Origin of the sequence: Bradyrhizobium sp. CCBAU 25360, assembly GCF_028128695.1 — a bacterium.
Lineage (GTDB): Bacteria > Pseudomonadota > Alphaproteobacteria > Rhizobiales > Xanthobacteraceae > Bradyrhizobium > Bradyrhizobium ottawaense.
Map to the genome: position 1 here is coordinate 405,515 of NZ_LBJA01000044.1, position 15,318 is coordinate 420,832.

Sequence of the window (15,318 nt, forward strand, 5' to 3'; positions counted from 1 at the left end):
GGACTCTGCCCCCTCCTCGAGAAGACGCGCGAACTCACGCCAATAGAGCCGTCGCCAAGTCGCCTTCAAGCTGGCGAGAAAATCGAGCTCTCGTTGCGTCAGCGTGCACATCGCGCTTCAGGCCACAAGGCCCCCCATCGGCTTGATGTCTGCGCTGCCGGGAAAGACCGTTTCCGCCAGCACTGTCTCTTCGACGCGCAAATGATCCCTCAGCAGGCCCTTGAGCACGGCGCGCAGATCGGTGGTCGGCTTGAGGTCGCGATCCTCGAACAGCTGCGCCGGCTTCAGCCCCGGCCAGTCCGCGATCACGCGGCCGCCGGCGAGCCCGCCGCCGATCAGGAAGGCGACCGTGCCGGTGCCGTGATCGGTGCCCTGCGTGCCGTTGATGCGGGCGGTGCGGCCGAACTCGGTGACGACGGCCACCACCGTCTCCTTCCAGGCTTCGCCCATGTTGCTCTCGATCGCGGCGAAGGCGCCGTCGAGCGCACCGAGCAGATTGTAGAGCTGGCCCGAGGCCGCGCCTTCCGCGATATGCGTATCCCAGCCGACGAAGCCCATGGCGCCGACGCGGGGGCCGTCGGGCTTGGCGAGATAGCGCGCGGCCGTGCCGGCGGCGTCGGAGAAGCAGGCGCGCACGCGTGCGATGCCCGGCGGCGCCAGGGTTGGATCGTCAGACATCGCCTCGCCCGTGCCCGGCGCCCCGCTGAGCGAAGCGAGCTTCATGCGCGCCTGCAGCACGGTCGCGAGCTTCGGGTCGGTGTGCTGGTAGAGATCGAGCAGGCGGCTCTGCGTGTCCTCGCTCGCCGGCAAGAGCCTTTGCGGCACCCACGTCATCACAGGCGCGGAGCCGCGCACCACCAGCGGCGTCACCGAGCCGATCCCGAGCGCACGGCTGCCGCGCGAATCGACGCGGCCGCCCGATTCCAGCGCGAGCAGCGCGCGGTTGAGCCATCCCGAGCTGGTCATACCGGGCTTGACAAGCCCGCTCTCCAGCACGTCCTGGCCGTCGAAATGCGAACGCTCGCGATAGGGCGTCGCAACGGCATGGACGATCGCCGCCTTGCCGCTCCTGTAGAGCCGGTGCAAATTCGGCATCGCCGGGTTGAGCGCGAAGAAGGCGTCGAGCGGCAGCGCCGGCGGCTTGCCGTCCAGCAGCAGCGCGCGATCGCCGCGCAAGGAGATCCAGTCGGGATCGCCGACCGGCGCGACGGCACCGAGGCCGTCGAGCGCGCCGCGCAGCACGATGACGAGCAGGCGCGGGTCGCGGCCTTCGGCGCGCGCGATCCTGGGCATCTGGCTCCATGCGAACAGCGCACCGGAGCCGACCAGAAGCTCGCGCCGCGTGGGCAGATGATTGACGCCCATGCTCACCTCCTCTGAAAATCCGCCGACATGAACAGCAGCGCCAGCGCCTGCTGCCGGCTCTCGGCGCGGCCGACCGCCTGCTTCACCTCGGCCGCGATCTCGGATGCAAAGACGTCCTCGACGATGGCTTGCGGATCGGCCATGCCGGATATGCGCTCGGCAAAATTGTTGGCGACGTCGAGCCGGCGGCCGACGCCGTCGATCCAGCTCGCTTCGTCATCCGGATATCCCTTGGGCGCGGACGGACGCCATAGCGGCTCGCCGAGCAGCTGCTGGCCGCCGGTGTAGAGGACGGGATCGACCTGCGTGATGCCGGTCGCACGCACCATGCCGACGACCCATTCGCTCGGACGCTTGAGCTTTGCCGGCGGCGCGCGCCACGCCTCGTCGGACGACACCATCGCGATCGCGATCTGCTTGAGATCGCCATCGGTCTCACGAAAACTCTTCGTCATCTGCTCGACCAGAGTGGGCGGCGGCGCGTCGGTGACGAAGTGGCGCGCGAGCTTGGTCGCGACATGGGTCGCGGTCGCCGGATGCGCGGCGAGATCGCGCAGCACGGCACGGCCCTGCTCGACATCCTCCTGCTCGTAGCGCTTACCGAGCACGGTCTGTCCGCCGGGCTCGTGCAGCCGCGGATTGAAGGTGAACTCGCCGCCATGTTGGGGATCGGCGCCGGGCGGCACCAGCGTCCAGCCGGTCATCACGTTGGCGAAGCTGATGACGTCGTCCTGGGTGTAGCCGGTGCGCACGCCGAGCGTATGCAGCTCCATGATCTCGCGCGCGATGTTCTCGTTGAGGCCGCGGTTGCGATTGATGCCGGCCGTCGAGTTGGCGCCCATCGATTCCAGATTGTCGAGATAGAACAGCATGGCCGGATGGCCTTCGACGGCCAGCAGGAGATCGACGAAGCGGCCGAGCGCGTTGGCGCGAACCGCCTCGCGCTCATAGGCACCGGACATGCTCTGGATCTTGTTGGCCGAGATGCAGAAATGGTTGGACCAGAACCAGACCAGCCGCTCGGCAAAACCGATATCGGCCGTGAGCGCGGCTTCCGTGCGGAGCTTGGCTTCCTGCAGGTAGACCGGACGCCCTGGATCGGGAATGGCGTCGGCCGCCTGCTTCGCCGCCATCTCGGCCGCATCCTTTTCCTGGGCATAGCCCTGTGCCTGCCCCTCGGGCCGCGCCTCGGCCTGATCGCCCGAGCCAGCCGACGCCATCTGCTGCTTCTTGGCCTGCTGCTGCGCCTGCTTGGCCCGCGCGGCTCGCCGCGCATTGGCATCGGCCACGGTGCGATAGGCTTTCGCACTGGGGGGCAGAGCGCTCGCCGCGGTGAGCGCGAGCGGGCGGTCGAGCTCGGCGATCAGCGCGCCGCGCGGGTCGCTCCCGACGGCGGCGATCGATCCCGGCCGCGGCCCCATCCCGAAACGATGCAGAGCCAGCACGGCTTCGGCCCTTGCGGAATTGCTCATGGCGAATGTTCCGGCTCTAAGCTACGATTTGTAATGCTACTGACCGTAGCATTCAAGGCACTGGCCGACAAGCGGAGATTGCAGCACCTCCGTCACGACATCGGGAGCCGCCGGCGTCCCTAGAAATTCGGCCCGAGCGCAATCTTCGTGATGGTGTCGTTCCTGACGCCGATGCGCCATTCCGCCGAACCGTTGGCGAACTGGGCGATGTAGATGTCGCTGTCGAGCGCGGTGACGCCGCGGAAGGACACCGCGCGCAGCGCGCCGAGCCGCGCCAGGATCGCCTGGTCGAACGGCAATTGCTGGCGCGTGATGTCGGCCACTTCCGACGTCATGTGCGCGTAGTCCGGCTGCCCCCTGCCGACGCCCTCGATATAACGGCGCAGCATCTCCTCGCCATTGGCGATCGGAACGGCGCGGCGCGCGGCGCGGCCCGGACGCGCGCCGATAGCCGAGGCTTCGACATTGTGGAAGCGGGTCTGCCGCCCCGGCATCACGATCTCCAGACACCGTCCGGACTTGTCGGCGATCATCCAGGGATTGTTCACGGTGGTGGTGGTGAACCAGGTCATGTTGGGCCTGACGATCTGCGCCTTGCGATTGCCGTCCGCATCGAGATTGAAGACCTGGATGTCGTCGGCCAACTCGTTATAGAGCATGATCCTGATCGGCGAGGTGCCGGCGCGGCCGCGGACGCTCGCCTCCTCCGCGCAAGACACCATGCCGCCGATCTCGTCATTGCCGTCGGCGCGGAAGAACACGTCGCCGGCCTTGCCGTCCGGCTCGATCATCAGGCGAAATTCCGCGCTGCCGTTCGCGAACTTCACACCATAGATGTCATAGCCGCCGGGCCCGACGCCGCGGAAGAAGATCGATTCCACCGCGCCGAGCGCCACGAAAGTCGTTTGCATTTCGGCGAGATAGCGGTGGACCTTGGCCGCGAGCGACGCGCTCATGCGATCATAGTCCGGCGTGCCGCGGCGAAGATCCTCGATGCCGGCCAAGACCATCTCCTTACTGCCGGCCGCCGGCACCTGCTCCCTGAATCTGTCGGAGACCTTCGCGAGGCGGCGCGCGAAATCCGCCTCGACCGCCTGGGCCACCGCCGGGTCGACGCGGGCTCCCAGGCGGGCACCGAAGATGGCGCTCTGCACCAGCAGGCGCGACACTTTCGCCTGCTCGTCGCGCAGGAAGATCACGAGATGATCGCCGCGGAAGGAGAAGGCGTCGGTGCCCTCGGGGAGCACCTGCGTTGCGTCCTGGCCGGTCTCCCGCAATGAGAGACGGTCGCCGTCGCGGCGCACGGTGAGCACGCGGTTTGGCGCAATCCTGTACCAACCGACATACGGATCGAGCGATACCGGCTCGGCTACCGCCGCCGGCATCTCGGCGACACGAACCGCACGAATGTCGCGGCCGTTCATGCGCAGCGTCAGCTCGGAGGAGCGGCGCTCCGCATCGAGCGCGAAGGTGATCTCGCCGGACGAGGCCGCGTAGGACGCCGTGCCGTCATTGCCGACCGTGAGGCGCAGCCTGCGCTGGCCCGTGAGCTGGCCGTAGAGCTCGTCGCCCTCACGGAAGATGGCGAACACCGAGGCCGGACCCATAGCGTAGAAATTGACGAACGGGCGGTAATGCTGGGCGGGCACCTCGCCGGCATCCGCGGCGGCGGGCGCCGCGTCCGGCGTGCGATAGGCGATCATGCCGGCGGACACGATCACCACGGGGACGATCGCAGCCGCGATCCACAGCCGCTTTCGCCAGCTGACCGCGACGGGCATGGCGGCAGCCGCGATGATGCGCTCGACACGGGCGCGCACGGTCGAGGCCCGCGCCATCGCTAGCTCGACCGGCCGCGGCTTCACGGTGCTGGCAAAATCGAGCAGGATTTCCGCATAGGACAGCCGATCGTCGATCACCTCGATCGCCTCGGCGTCGCTGATGATCTCGGCGAGCTCCGCAAGGCGCGCGAGCTGCCACCACGAGAACGGGCTGAACCAGAACACCGCGCGGTTGAGCGATGCCAGCAGGAGGACGTAGAAATCGCGATTGGCGACATGCGCGCCTTCATGCGCGAGCACCGCGAGGCGCTTCTTCGCGTCCCAGCCGGCGAATTGCGGCGGCACCAGAATGGTCGAGCCGAAGGTGACGGGGCCGCCGACATCGCGGCTGACGCGCACGTCGGCGGCGATCATCTGCAGGCCATTCATCGGCTTTGCAGCGCGCGCCAGACGCCAGGTCAGGCAGAGCCCGATCGCGAGCCGCAGCAGCAACAGGCCGGCGATGCCGGCATAGATGATGGTGGCAATGAGCCACCAATTGATCGAGAGCCCGCTTCTGGCTTGCGGCGCGATAGCAATGCCGGGCGCGACTGGCAGCGCGGGCTGCGGCGTCTCCGGCATCGAGATGTCGGCCGGCAGAAAATCATCCGGCACGACGACCGGCAAAGGCAGCCGGGTGATCGTGAGCGTCGGCCAGTGCATCACGAAGGGCATCGCCAGCGACGCCAGCAGCACGACGACCCACGCCGTCATGTGAACGTGCGGATTGCGCACGCGAAACAGATTGAGACCGAACCAGACGACGCCTCCCAGCACAAGGGAGCGCAGTGCCGCCTCCGCCAGAGTTGCGATCATTCTTTCTTCACTCCCCTCGCCTTCTTCGCCTTGGCCACCTGGTCGGCCAGCGTGCGCAATTGCTGCTGGTCGAGCATCTTGTTGTCCACCATGCCAACGAGGACCTCTTCCATCGAGCCGTTGCAGAACCAGTCGACGATGCGCTGCACCGCCTTGGCCGCAACCCGCGAGCGCTCTTCGGCCGCGTGGTAGACATAGGTGCGTCCGTCCACGGTGTGGTTAGCATAGCCCTTTTCTTCGAGCCGACGCAGCACCGTGCGCACCGTCGATTCCTTCAGACGCCGGGACAACCGCTCGCGCACGATTTCGGCCGTGACAGGACCATGGGCCCAAACCAATTGCATGACCTCGTGCTCGAGGTCGCCCAGTTCGGGCAAACGATCGTCCATGGCGGCTTACCTTGCGGATTGAGTTTTCTTGTAACGCTACAGATTGTCGCATATGCGGCCGCGCGAGGCAACGGCGATTCCACCTGTGATGGTGGCGCCGGGCTGACCTAATAGCCGCTTGAATTCAGAAGGTCGTCATGCCCGGGCTTGTCCCGCCTGCGCGGCCGAAGCCGCTTCGGCGAGGCGAAGGCCCGGGCATCCACGTTCTTCGTGCCACGGAGCACGGCGTGGATGGCCGGGACATAGGCAAGCGGAAGCGACGCCGTCCTTCGGACGGCTATGCCCGGCCATGACGGTGTGGAGGCACTCAGTAATGCGGCTCGTACATCTGTGACTGCACCAGAGCCTTGACGTCGTTGGGCGCGGGTCCGTCGGCGAGCCCGCGTTGATAGGCGACGTCCGCGACGGCCGCGGCGATGCGGACCGAGACTTCGCGGATGCGCGGCAGGGCCGGATAGAGGCTGCCCTGCGCGAGATCCTCCTTGCCGACGCAATTAGCGAGCGTATGGGCCGCCGCCATGAACATCTCGTCGGTCACCAGCTTCGAGCCGCTGGCGATGACGCCGAGGCCGACGCCGGGGAAGATGTAGGAGTTGTTGCCCTGGCGCGGCACGAAGCTGCGGCCGTTGAGCGTCACCGGATCATACGGACTGCCGCAGGCGAACAGCGCGCGCCCCTTGGTGTAGCGATAGGCGTCCTCCGCCGAGCATTCGGCCTTCGAGGTCGGGTTGGAGAGCGCGAACACGATCGGCTGCTCGTTGAGCTCGGCCATCGCCTCGAGCACCTCGGGCGTGAAGGCGCCGCCGACCGCGGCAACCCCGATGATCGCCGTCGGCTTCAGCGTCTTGATCGCGGTGAGGAAGTCGCTGATCGGCGCCTGACCGGTGTGCGCATAGCGCAGCTTGTGGCCGGAGAGGCCTTCGCGGCCGCCGACGACGAGGCCGCGGGAATCCACCAGCCAGTTGCGCCGCAGTGCTTCGGCTTCCGAAGCACCCTCCGCCATCATGGCAGAGACCACGAGATCGGCGATGCCGGTTGCCGCTTCGCCTGCCCCTAAGAACAGGATCTTCTGATCCTTCAGCTTGCCGCCATTCACGCGCAGCGCCGAGAACAGGCCGGCGAGCGCGACCGCCGCGGTGCCCTGAATGTCGTCGTTGAAGACGCAGGCTTCATCCCGGTATTTGTGCAGCAGCTTGAACGCCGAATGATTGGCGAAATCCTCGAACTGGATCAGCACGCCCGGGAAGGTCTTTCGCGCGGCTTGCATGAACTCGTCGACGAAGCTGTCATAGGCCTCGCCCGTCAGCCGCCGCTCCCGCAGGCCGAGATAATAGGGATCGTTCAAAAGCTCTTCGTTGTTGGTGCCGACGTCGAGCACGATCGGAAGGCACGCCTCCGGATGCACGCCGGCGCAGGCCGAATAGAGCGAGAGCTTGCCGACAGGAATACCCATGCCGTTGGCGCCGAGATCGCCAAGTCCCAAAATGCGCTCGCCGTCGGTGACGACGATCAGCTTGGCCGGATAGGGCCAGTTCTTCAGAATCTCGGCGATCTGCCCGCGATCGCGCGAGGAGATGAACATGCCGCGCGGCCGCTGGAAGATCAGGCCGAATTTCTGGCAGGCAAGCCCGACCGTCGGCGTGTAGATGATCGGCTGGATCTCGTCGATGTTGTCGACGACGACGCGGAAGAACAGCGCCTCGTTGCGGTCATGCAGCGCGTTCAGCGCGACGTATTTCTCCAGATCGGTCGGCAGCGTGCGCAGATTGGTGAGGACGCGCTGAGCCTGCGTCTCCATCGTCAGCACGCAAGGCGGCAACAGGCCGCGCAGGCCCAGGGCCTCGCGCTCCGCTTCCGTGAAGGCGGTGCCCTTGTTGAGCAAGGGATCGCGCAGCAGTGTCATGCCTTGCGGCGAATCGGACGACGTCGATTGGGCAACGACCCGGGCAGGTCTATTCACGAATTCCCCCAAAAAGCTTCACATTGAACCGCGGACATTGTCGGCCAGCGCTCCATCGAGATCAAGGACGTAGCGACCGAGGCATCGATTGTGATCTCGCACCGCAGCGAGACTCTCGATAACGACAGGCAGTTGCACGCGGGAAAAGGTTAACGCCGCGGCTATTCCGGCCTGATATCGGCAGCCTTCACGATCGGCCACCATTTCTCGGTCTCGGCCTTCTGGAACGCCGCAAGCGCTGCGGGCGTCTGCTGCGCCGGTAGCGGAATCTCCTGCCCCAGTTCGGCAAAGCGCTGCTTGACGGCGGGCTCGGCGAGCACGGCGACGATCGCCGCGTTGAGTTTCGTGACGATGTCCTTCGGCGTGGCTTTCGGTGCCCAGATGCCGTGCCAGTAGGAGATGTAGAGACCCGGCAGGCCCGCTTCGTCGACGGTCGGCACATCGGGCGCAGATGCGAGCCGCGTCGGCGAGGTCACAGCGAAGGCCTTGATCGCACCGCTCTTGACGTGCGGCAGCGAGTTCGAGGCCTGGTCGAACATGATGTCGATCTGGCCGGCCACGAGATCGATCATCGCAGGTCCTGCGCCGCGATAGGGCACGAACTGGAAGTCGGTGCCGGTCTTGTCCTTGAAGAAGACGCCGGCGACATGCGCGCCCGTGCCGGCCCCGGCCGTCCCGGCGGTGGCCTTGCCGGGGTTGGCCTTCAGCCAGGCGATCATCTCTTTCAGGTTGTTCGCCTCGAGTGACTTCCTGCCGACGATGAGCTGCGTTCCCATCGCGATCATCGCGACCGGCTCGAAATCGGCGACCACGTCATAGGGCAGCTTGAAGATCGCCCCGTTCAGCACATGGGTGCCCCAATGGCCGATGGTGATGGTGGTGCCATCAGGGGCCGCACGCGCCACGCGCGCACCGGCGATGCTGCCGGAAGCGCCGGCCACGTTCTCGACCACGACCGTGGTGCGTAGCTCGGCGGCGATCCGCTCGGACAGGATCCGCGCCAGCGTGTCGGTCGGACCGCCCGCGGCGAACGGTACGATGAGGGTGATGGGGCGTGAGGGAAACGGCTGGGCATGGCCCGGTGCAATCCACGTCCCACATCCGACCACGGCGCACAAGACGATCACGTGACCGCGCAAGGCGGCCCATAGCCCTCGTAGCATTCCACCCACCCATTTTCATCGCCCGCATGTCGGCAGCGGGCTGGAGGCCGAGTGAACGCTGCCGGGTGCGCGGAGGCAAGCCGGAAATTTCGACCGAGCGACTATCCGGCCGCCCGCCGCGGCGTCAGATTGGCCGCGCCATCTAGCGGCGGCACGACGTGCATCAAGATGGTCTGGGTGGCGGATGCGACGTCGATGCCGTTCTGCTGGAAGCGCAGCTTCATGCGGCGGTTGAATTCGCGCTGGACCGGCCAGCGCCCGGCCTCGGTGCAGCGGATCTGGCCGACGATCGACACCATCGCGCCGTCGACCTTGTCGATGCCCCACAGATCGAGGTCGCCGCGGATCAGCGGGCGGAATTCCGGTTCGCGGCGCATCTCGTCGACGATGTCCTTGAGGATCTGGCCGGCGCGGTCGGTGTCTTCCTTGTAGGCGACGTTGACGCTGACCGAGGCGTTGCCGGCGCCGCGGCTGGCATTGGTGATGGTCGTAACCGCGCTGAACGGCACGATGTGCACGGCGCCGTCGCCGGCGCGCAGACGGATGGTGCGGATCGAGACGTTCTCGACCACGCCAGACAGCCCCGACACGCTGACATTGTCGCCGACCTGGACCGTGTTCTCCAGCAGCAGGAACAGCCCGGTGATGAGGTCCTGCACCAGCTTCTGCGAGCCGAAGCCGATGGCGATGCCGACGATGCCGGCGCCCGCCAAAAGCGGCGCGACGTTGACGCCGATCTCGCTCAGCGCGGTGAGTCCGACGACGGTGGCGATCAGGCACAGCAGCGCGGTGCGCAGCATCGGCTGGAAGGTGCGCAACCGCGCGGCACGGGCGTAGTGCCCGTCCCGCGACAGCGTGTTGATCTGGCGGTCTAAGAGTGCGTTGCTGGCTTCCCAGGTCGCCGCCGCGATCAGGACGGCGACGCCGATCGTCACCACGGCCGAGATCAGCCGGCTGCCGATCTGGCCGCCATAGAACCAGACGATGGCGTCCACACCCCAGACCTCGAGCACGGCCACGAAGCCGATGAAGACGATCACGCTGGAGACGATCCGGCGCAGCAGCGGCAGATAGCGGTTGGCGCGGATCTCGAGGCCCGGAAAGCGCTGCAGGATCTCTGGCCTGATGCGGAAGCCGCGGTCGATCAGGCTCAGCGTCAGCATGATGGCGACGCGCGTGATCACCGCGACCACGATGGTGCCGACGAAATATTGCAGCAGCAGCGAATAGCCGTTGCGGATGTTGAGCGCCCACACCGCCCACAGCGCAAGATCCAGTGCGATGGCGAGATAATGCCAGCCGCCGGCGATGCGGTCGCGCAGGCGGGCCGCGATGCCCTGCCGCTCGGCCGGCGCACGGATGGCCTCGGCGACCTGCCGGCGACATTGCAGGATGATGACGACGATGAAGAGGTGAACGACCAGCATCACCATGCGGAGCAGCGCGGCATAACCGGCACGATGCAGACCGAGCAGCAGCGCCACATTGGCAAAGGCGATGCCGGAGACGCCGACGCCGACGATGCGGCGCGCCCAGATCTCGATATAGGCCGCGGTCTCGGCGCGCACCGGAAACAGGCCGAACGGCCCCGCCAGCGCCCGAACCAGGCAGATGAGCCCGCGCGAGAATGCGTAGGCGTTGACGACGGCGAGGATCACGAGGCGAACCGTCGTGGGCTCGCCGATCTCGGTGCCGAGCAGCGCCGTGGCAACGCCCACAAAGAGGACCACGGGAAGCAGTTCAAGGACGAAGCGCCCCAGCACGAAAGGCAGTCGCAGCATGACCTGCCAGACCCGCGCCAGGCTGTGGCGGCGCTTGTGCAGCTCCGGTTCGGCGATGACATCCGTCACCGATGACGGCGGATCGGCGATGGGCAGCGCTTGCGCCGGCAGGCGCGCGGTCTGGGGCACGCGTCCCTCCAGGAACGCAACCGGACGGCGGATCAGGCGGAAGATCACCCATTCGGCCGCGAGCGCGCAACCGAGCACCAGCGCGAGCTTCCAGGCGATCTCGATCAGGAGATTATAGGCCGCCGGATCGTTCGCGGTCCGCACGATCCAGTAGTAGAAGGCCGGGAAATGCGTGAGCGTCCGCGCCACGCTGGCGATCTCGCTCGAAATTTCGCCGATCTCCTCCGACACCGAGAGCAGCAGCTGCGCCCCGAGGCCGTCGGCCGAGAGCGGGATCGGCGACTTCTGCTCGGGCGCGGGCGGCGCAGGCTGCTGCTGACCGGACGCACTCGCGATCGCGCGCAGCGTATCGATCATCTGCGCGCGCTTCTTGTCGTCCTGGAGCGTCTCCAGCGCGCGCCTGGCTTCGTCGGGCGACAGTGCGGCAGCGTTATTCGTCGCCGGCCGAGGCGTGTCGGCGCGGACACCGGAGACAGAGAAGATCGCGAGGAAGAGAGCGGCGAGGACCGCCGGGGCAAGCTTATGCGACACGAGGATTCCCTGGAAAAAATGAATGAGCCGGCGGCGTCGGGACCGTCACCGCCGAAGCACATGCGTCATGTCGGATCGCAGCTATTCGCCCGGGGCCTGTGTCGGAAGTAGGCCTTTGAGGCGACATTCTCTTGGCATTTGCCGCAATGCGAAGATCGGGAACCGCAACATCGGCGCAGGTCAGTTGCCTGGCAATTGCGCTGCGGCCATCCTTCGAGACGCCCGCCTTATGCGGGCTCCTCAGGATGAGGACCGAGTGCGCGGCAGCCGTTTCAACGAGCTGCAATGCTGCTTAGCCTCATCCTGAGGAGACCGCAAAGCGGTCGTCTCGAAGGACGAGGCGCGCGCTCGGGCCGGCCGACCTGCCAAGCAACACCCTCCGTCATTCCGGGAGGCGGCCCGGAATGACGGCAAGGAGGAAGGTGGAGGAGAAAGGCAGGATGTCAAAACCACCTGTCGCGGTCAGCCTCGTCACGGCCATCCGGACACGATCGATGTGATGCAAAATACAGCGCCGGGAAGGTAGGGGCTATGCCTCACTGATGCAGCCCGCTAAACCTTGACCCGGCGTGCCGTTCGCGGTTTTCCGCCGCTATGCGATAGTCCGAACGAGCTCCATCGCACTTAACGCGGCTGGATTTGCGGAGGTGGAGTCATAGACCTCCCCTTGCTCATGAGGTGGACGTTGCGCGTCGCTTGTTGCGACCATCGGCATGCTCCTCCTGTGCCACAACACTGTCAAGCGGGATCAATGATGTGAGGGATCACATTTGAATGTGCCGGTTCCCTGGATAGGCATGGTGACATCAAGTCCCTGTTTTGCCCCGCCGCGTCAACTCGATTTCGCAAAATCAGCATTCATATGACACCCGCCGGCAAGCCATTGATTCCGCTGCGCCCGGCTACTGTGCATGGGGTCGTTTTCGTAGTTTTTGTCTGCGGCCTAGAGAAACATGTCGGCCAGATCCACCGTCGAGGCCATCCCGACCCGGTCGAAGTTGCGCGCCAGCCAGCTTCGCGCCGACGAGCGGCCCTCGTCGCGCAGGCGGCACAACAGGCCCCATTCGGGATGGAATTGCGTGGCCGTGCCGAGCTGCGACATCAGCTGGTCGTTGCCGATCCAGTGCATGTACATGCGGCTGTGCTTGCCGCTGTCGAGCTCGCCATCATCGATCAGCCGTGTGGCGAAGGCGATCGCGCGCATCTCGCGCATCAGGGACGAATTGAAGCTGATCTCGTTGATGCGATGGAGGACGTCGGCCGCGCTCGTCGGCAGCTCGTCGCGCCGGATCGCCGTGACCTGCACGATGACGACGTCGTGGCTGCCCTTGCGGTAGATCAGCGGATAGATCGCGGGATTGCCGAGATAGCCGCCGTCCCAATAATGCTCGCCGTCGATCTCGACGGCCTGGAAATAGGGCGGCAGGCAGGCCGAGGCCAGTACGGTCTCCGCGGTGAGATGCGGGCTCTGAAATACCTTGATCTTGCCGGTGCGGACGTTGGTCGCGTTGAGGAACAGTTGCGGCGCCTCGGGCGAGGAATTGAGCCGGTCGAAATCGACGACGCGCTGCAAGAGCGACCGGAGCGGATTGAAATGAAAGGGATTGAGCAGACCCGGCGGCAGCGTGTGCGTCAACGTGTGGATGACGGCGTGAACCGGATGATATTCCGGCGGCAGCTTCAGGGCCTGGATCCACTGGTTCAGCGGCGACATCAAATCGTACGCCATGTCCATGCGAGACACTTCGTACCAGAATGCGTGCAGGCTCTCCCGCGCGGCCTCCGCACCCCCGTGCGCCATGCCGGAAGCCATCGCCACCGCATTCATGGCACCGGCACTGGTCGCGCTGACCGCCTCGATCGCGAGCCTGCCGTCTTCGAGCACCTGGTCGAGCACGCCCCAGACGAAGGCGCCGTGCGCGCCGCCGCCCTGGAGCGCGAAATTGACGGTCTTGCGGTCGGCGGTCCGATTGGCTGTCACTTTGCTTTCTTCTTGCCTCCCGTCCCCTCTTTCTCCAAGGCCTTGCGCACTTGCTCGAACTCGGTCACCGAGGCCTTGTCGGCGCGGGGGAAACGCAGGTCGAGCTTTTCGAGCGCGGCATTGATCACCGAGCCGATCACGACGCGCGCGAACCATTTGTGGTCCGCGGGCACGACGTACCACGGCGCATGAGGCGTCGAGGTGTGCCGGACGATGTCCTGATAGACCGCCTGGTAGCGCGGCCACAGCGCGCGCTCCTTGATGTCGTCCATGGAGAACTTCCACTGCTTGGCCGGATCCTCCAGCCGATCGAGGAAGCGCTCGCGCTGCTCGTCCTTGGACACGTTGAGGAAGAACTTCAGCACCACGGTGCCGTTACGGCAGAGGTAGCGCTCGAACGCCGAGATGTCCTCGAACCGCTCCTTCCAGATGTTCTTGGTGACGAGCTTTTGCGGCAGCTTCTCCTTGGCGAGGATCTCCGGGTGCACGCGCGTCACCAGGCATTCCTCGTAATGGGAGCGGTTGAAGATGCCGATATGGCCACGCTCGGGCAGCGCGATCGCGTGGCGCCAGAGGAAATCGTGGTCGAGCTCCTTGCTGCTCGGCGCCTTGAAGGCATGGACCTCGCATCCCTGCGGATTGATGCCCTCGAAGATCGCCTTGATGGCGCTGTCCTTGCCGCCGGCATCCATGGCCTGGAACACGATCAGCAGCGACCAGCGGTCCTGGGCATAGAGCTTCTCCTGAAACCCGATCAGCCGCTTCTTGTTGGTGTCGAGAATCGCCAGCGCCTTCTCCTTGTCGAGATCGCCTTTCTCGTCGGTCTTGTGCGCCTTGAGATGAAACTTGCCCGAGCCGTCGTAGCGGAACGGCGTGATGTAGCGGTCAAGTTCCTGGGCGAGCGATTTGGACGGCTTCTTGCTCATGAGCGCGGGGCACCTTGCGTTGCGGCTTCAATCGGTCGAGCACGCTACCAAGGATGCCCTTGGGAAGGAATATGATGAAAAGGACCAGCAGCACGCCATAGACGAGGTTGTCCCAGCCGACCGCCTTGGTGCCGAAGCCGATGCGAAGGGTTTCCGCCAGCAGGATGGTGATCACGGCGCCGAAGGTCGGGCCGAGCGAGACGAACAGGCCGCCGACGATGGCTGCGAACACCATCTGGAGCGATACCGCGATGCCGCTGACGGTGTCGGGCGTGATGAACAGCTGGTACTGGCAGTAGATCGCGCCCGCAAGCGCCGTCATCAGGGCACTGAGCAGCGTGATCTTCAGCTTCTCCGCGGTGACGTCGACGCCGGCGGCGGCCGCTGCGTCCTCGTCCTCCGAGATCGCCTCCAGCGCGTAGCGGCTCATGCTGCGGTCGACCCAGTGCCAGACCACGATGCCGAACAGCCAGACCCCGAGCGCAATCAGATACCAGGTGATCTTGTCGTCGAACTGCAGTGCCAGCAGCTTGTTGCCCGAGGTTCGATTCGGCGTGTATCCGAGCGAGCCGCCGGTGTAGTCGCGCGTCGCCGTGATGACCTGGAGCACGATGCCTGACAGCGCCAGCGTCACCAGAACGAAATAGTGTCCGGTGATGCGGAAGCGGAAGCAGGGGTAGCCGACGATCAGCGCCAGTGCGCCGGCCGCGACCATGCTGACGGGAATGCCGATCCAGGGCGACACGCCGAGGTGGTTCCAGAGCAGCGCGGTGACATAGGCGCCGATCCCCATGAAGCCGCCATGGCCGAGCGAGACGAGGCCGAACCGCCCCATCATCGACCACGACGTATAGGCGAACGACCAGATCAGGATCAGCACCAGGATGTGCAGATGATAGGGATCGCGATAGACGAAGGGCAGCGCGACCAGCGCCGCCAGCCCAATCCCCCATGCTGCAAGCCGCCGTTGCTCGATCATCCCTTG

Annotated in this window: 10 protein-coding genes; all 10 read right to left on the reverse strand. The window is 65.8% G+C overall.

What is annotated here, in order from left to right; all coding sequences use genetic code 11:
- Positions 1–117: 117 nt before the first annotated feature.
- The 10 genes from XH81_RS32190 to XH81_RS32235 all read right to left on the reverse strand — a co-directional run bounded on the left by XH81_RS32190 (position 118) and on the right by XH81_RS32235 (position 15,312).
- Positions 118–1,365, reverse strand: a complete 1,248-nt coding sequence (locus XH81_RS32190; protein WP_271596745.1) for a DUF1501 domain-containing protein — start codon at positions 1,363–1,365, stop codon at positions 118–120.
- 2 nt (positions 1,366–1,367) lie between these two features.
- Positions 1,368–2,837, reverse strand: coding sequence for a DUF1800 domain-containing protein (locus tag XH81_RS32195; RefSeq protein ID WP_271596746.1), 1,470 nt, complete (start codon positions 2,835–2,837; stop codon positions 1,368–1,370).
- Positions 2,838–2,956: 119 nt separating this feature from the next.
- Positions 2,957–5,473, reverse strand: a complete 2,517-nt coding sequence (locus XH81_RS32200; RefSeq protein ID WP_271596747.1) for a M56 family metallopeptidase — start codon at positions 5,471–5,473, stop codon at positions 2,957–2,959.
- Positions 5,470–5,862, reverse strand: coding sequence for a BlaI/MecI/CopY family transcriptional regulator (locus tag XH81_RS32205; protein ID WP_028145423.1), 393 nt, complete (start codon positions 5,860–5,862; stop codon positions 5,470–5,472). The genes XH81_RS32200 and XH81_RS32205 overlap by 4 nt, the downstream gene beginning before the upstream one ends.
- 307 nt (positions 5,863–6,169) lie before the next feature.
- Positions 6,170–7,822 carry an NAD-dependent malic enzyme gene (locus XH81_RS32210; RefSeq protein WP_442868216.1) on the reverse strand — a complete coding sequence of 551 codons (1,653 nt, stop codon included), beginning with the start codon at positions 7,820–7,822 and terminating at the stop codon, positions 6,170–6,172.
- A 161-nt stretch (positions 7,823–7,983) separates the two neighbouring features.
- On the reverse strand, positions 7,984–8,985 hold the full coding sequence (locus XH81_RS32215) for a Bug family tripartite tricarboxylate transporter substrate binding protein (RefSeq protein WP_271596748.1): 1,002 nt from the start codon (positions 8,983–8,985) through the stop codon (positions 7,984–7,986).
- A 101-nt stretch (positions 8,986–9,086) separates the two neighbouring features.
- A complete protein-coding gene (locus XH81_RS32220; protein WP_028145426.1) occupies positions 9,087–11,426 on the reverse strand; it encodes a mechanosensitive ion channel domain-containing protein in 2,340 nt (779 codons plus the stop codon).
- Positions 11,427–12,369: 943 nt separating this feature from the next.
- Positions 12,370–13,407, reverse strand: coding sequence for a patatin-like phospholipase family protein (locus XH81_RS32225; RefSeq protein WP_212428998.1), 1,038 nt, complete (start codon positions 13,405–13,407; stop codon positions 12,370–12,372).
- A complete protein-coding gene (locus tag XH81_RS32230; RefSeq protein WP_271596749.1) occupies positions 13,404–14,333 on the reverse strand; it encodes a polyphosphate kinase 2 family protein in 930 nt (309 codons plus the stop codon). The genes XH81_RS32225 and XH81_RS32230 overlap by 4 nt, the downstream gene beginning before the upstream one ends.
- Positions 14,293–15,312: a branched-chain amino acid ABC transporter permease gene (locus XH81_RS32235; protein ID WP_442868219.1), complete on the reverse strand. Its 1,020-nt coding sequence runs from the start codon at positions 15,310–15,312 to the stop codon at positions 14,293–14,295. Before XH81_RS32235 ends, XH81_RS32230 begins: the two co-directional genes overlap by 41 nt.
- Positions 15,313–15,318 lie beyond the last annotated feature (6 nt).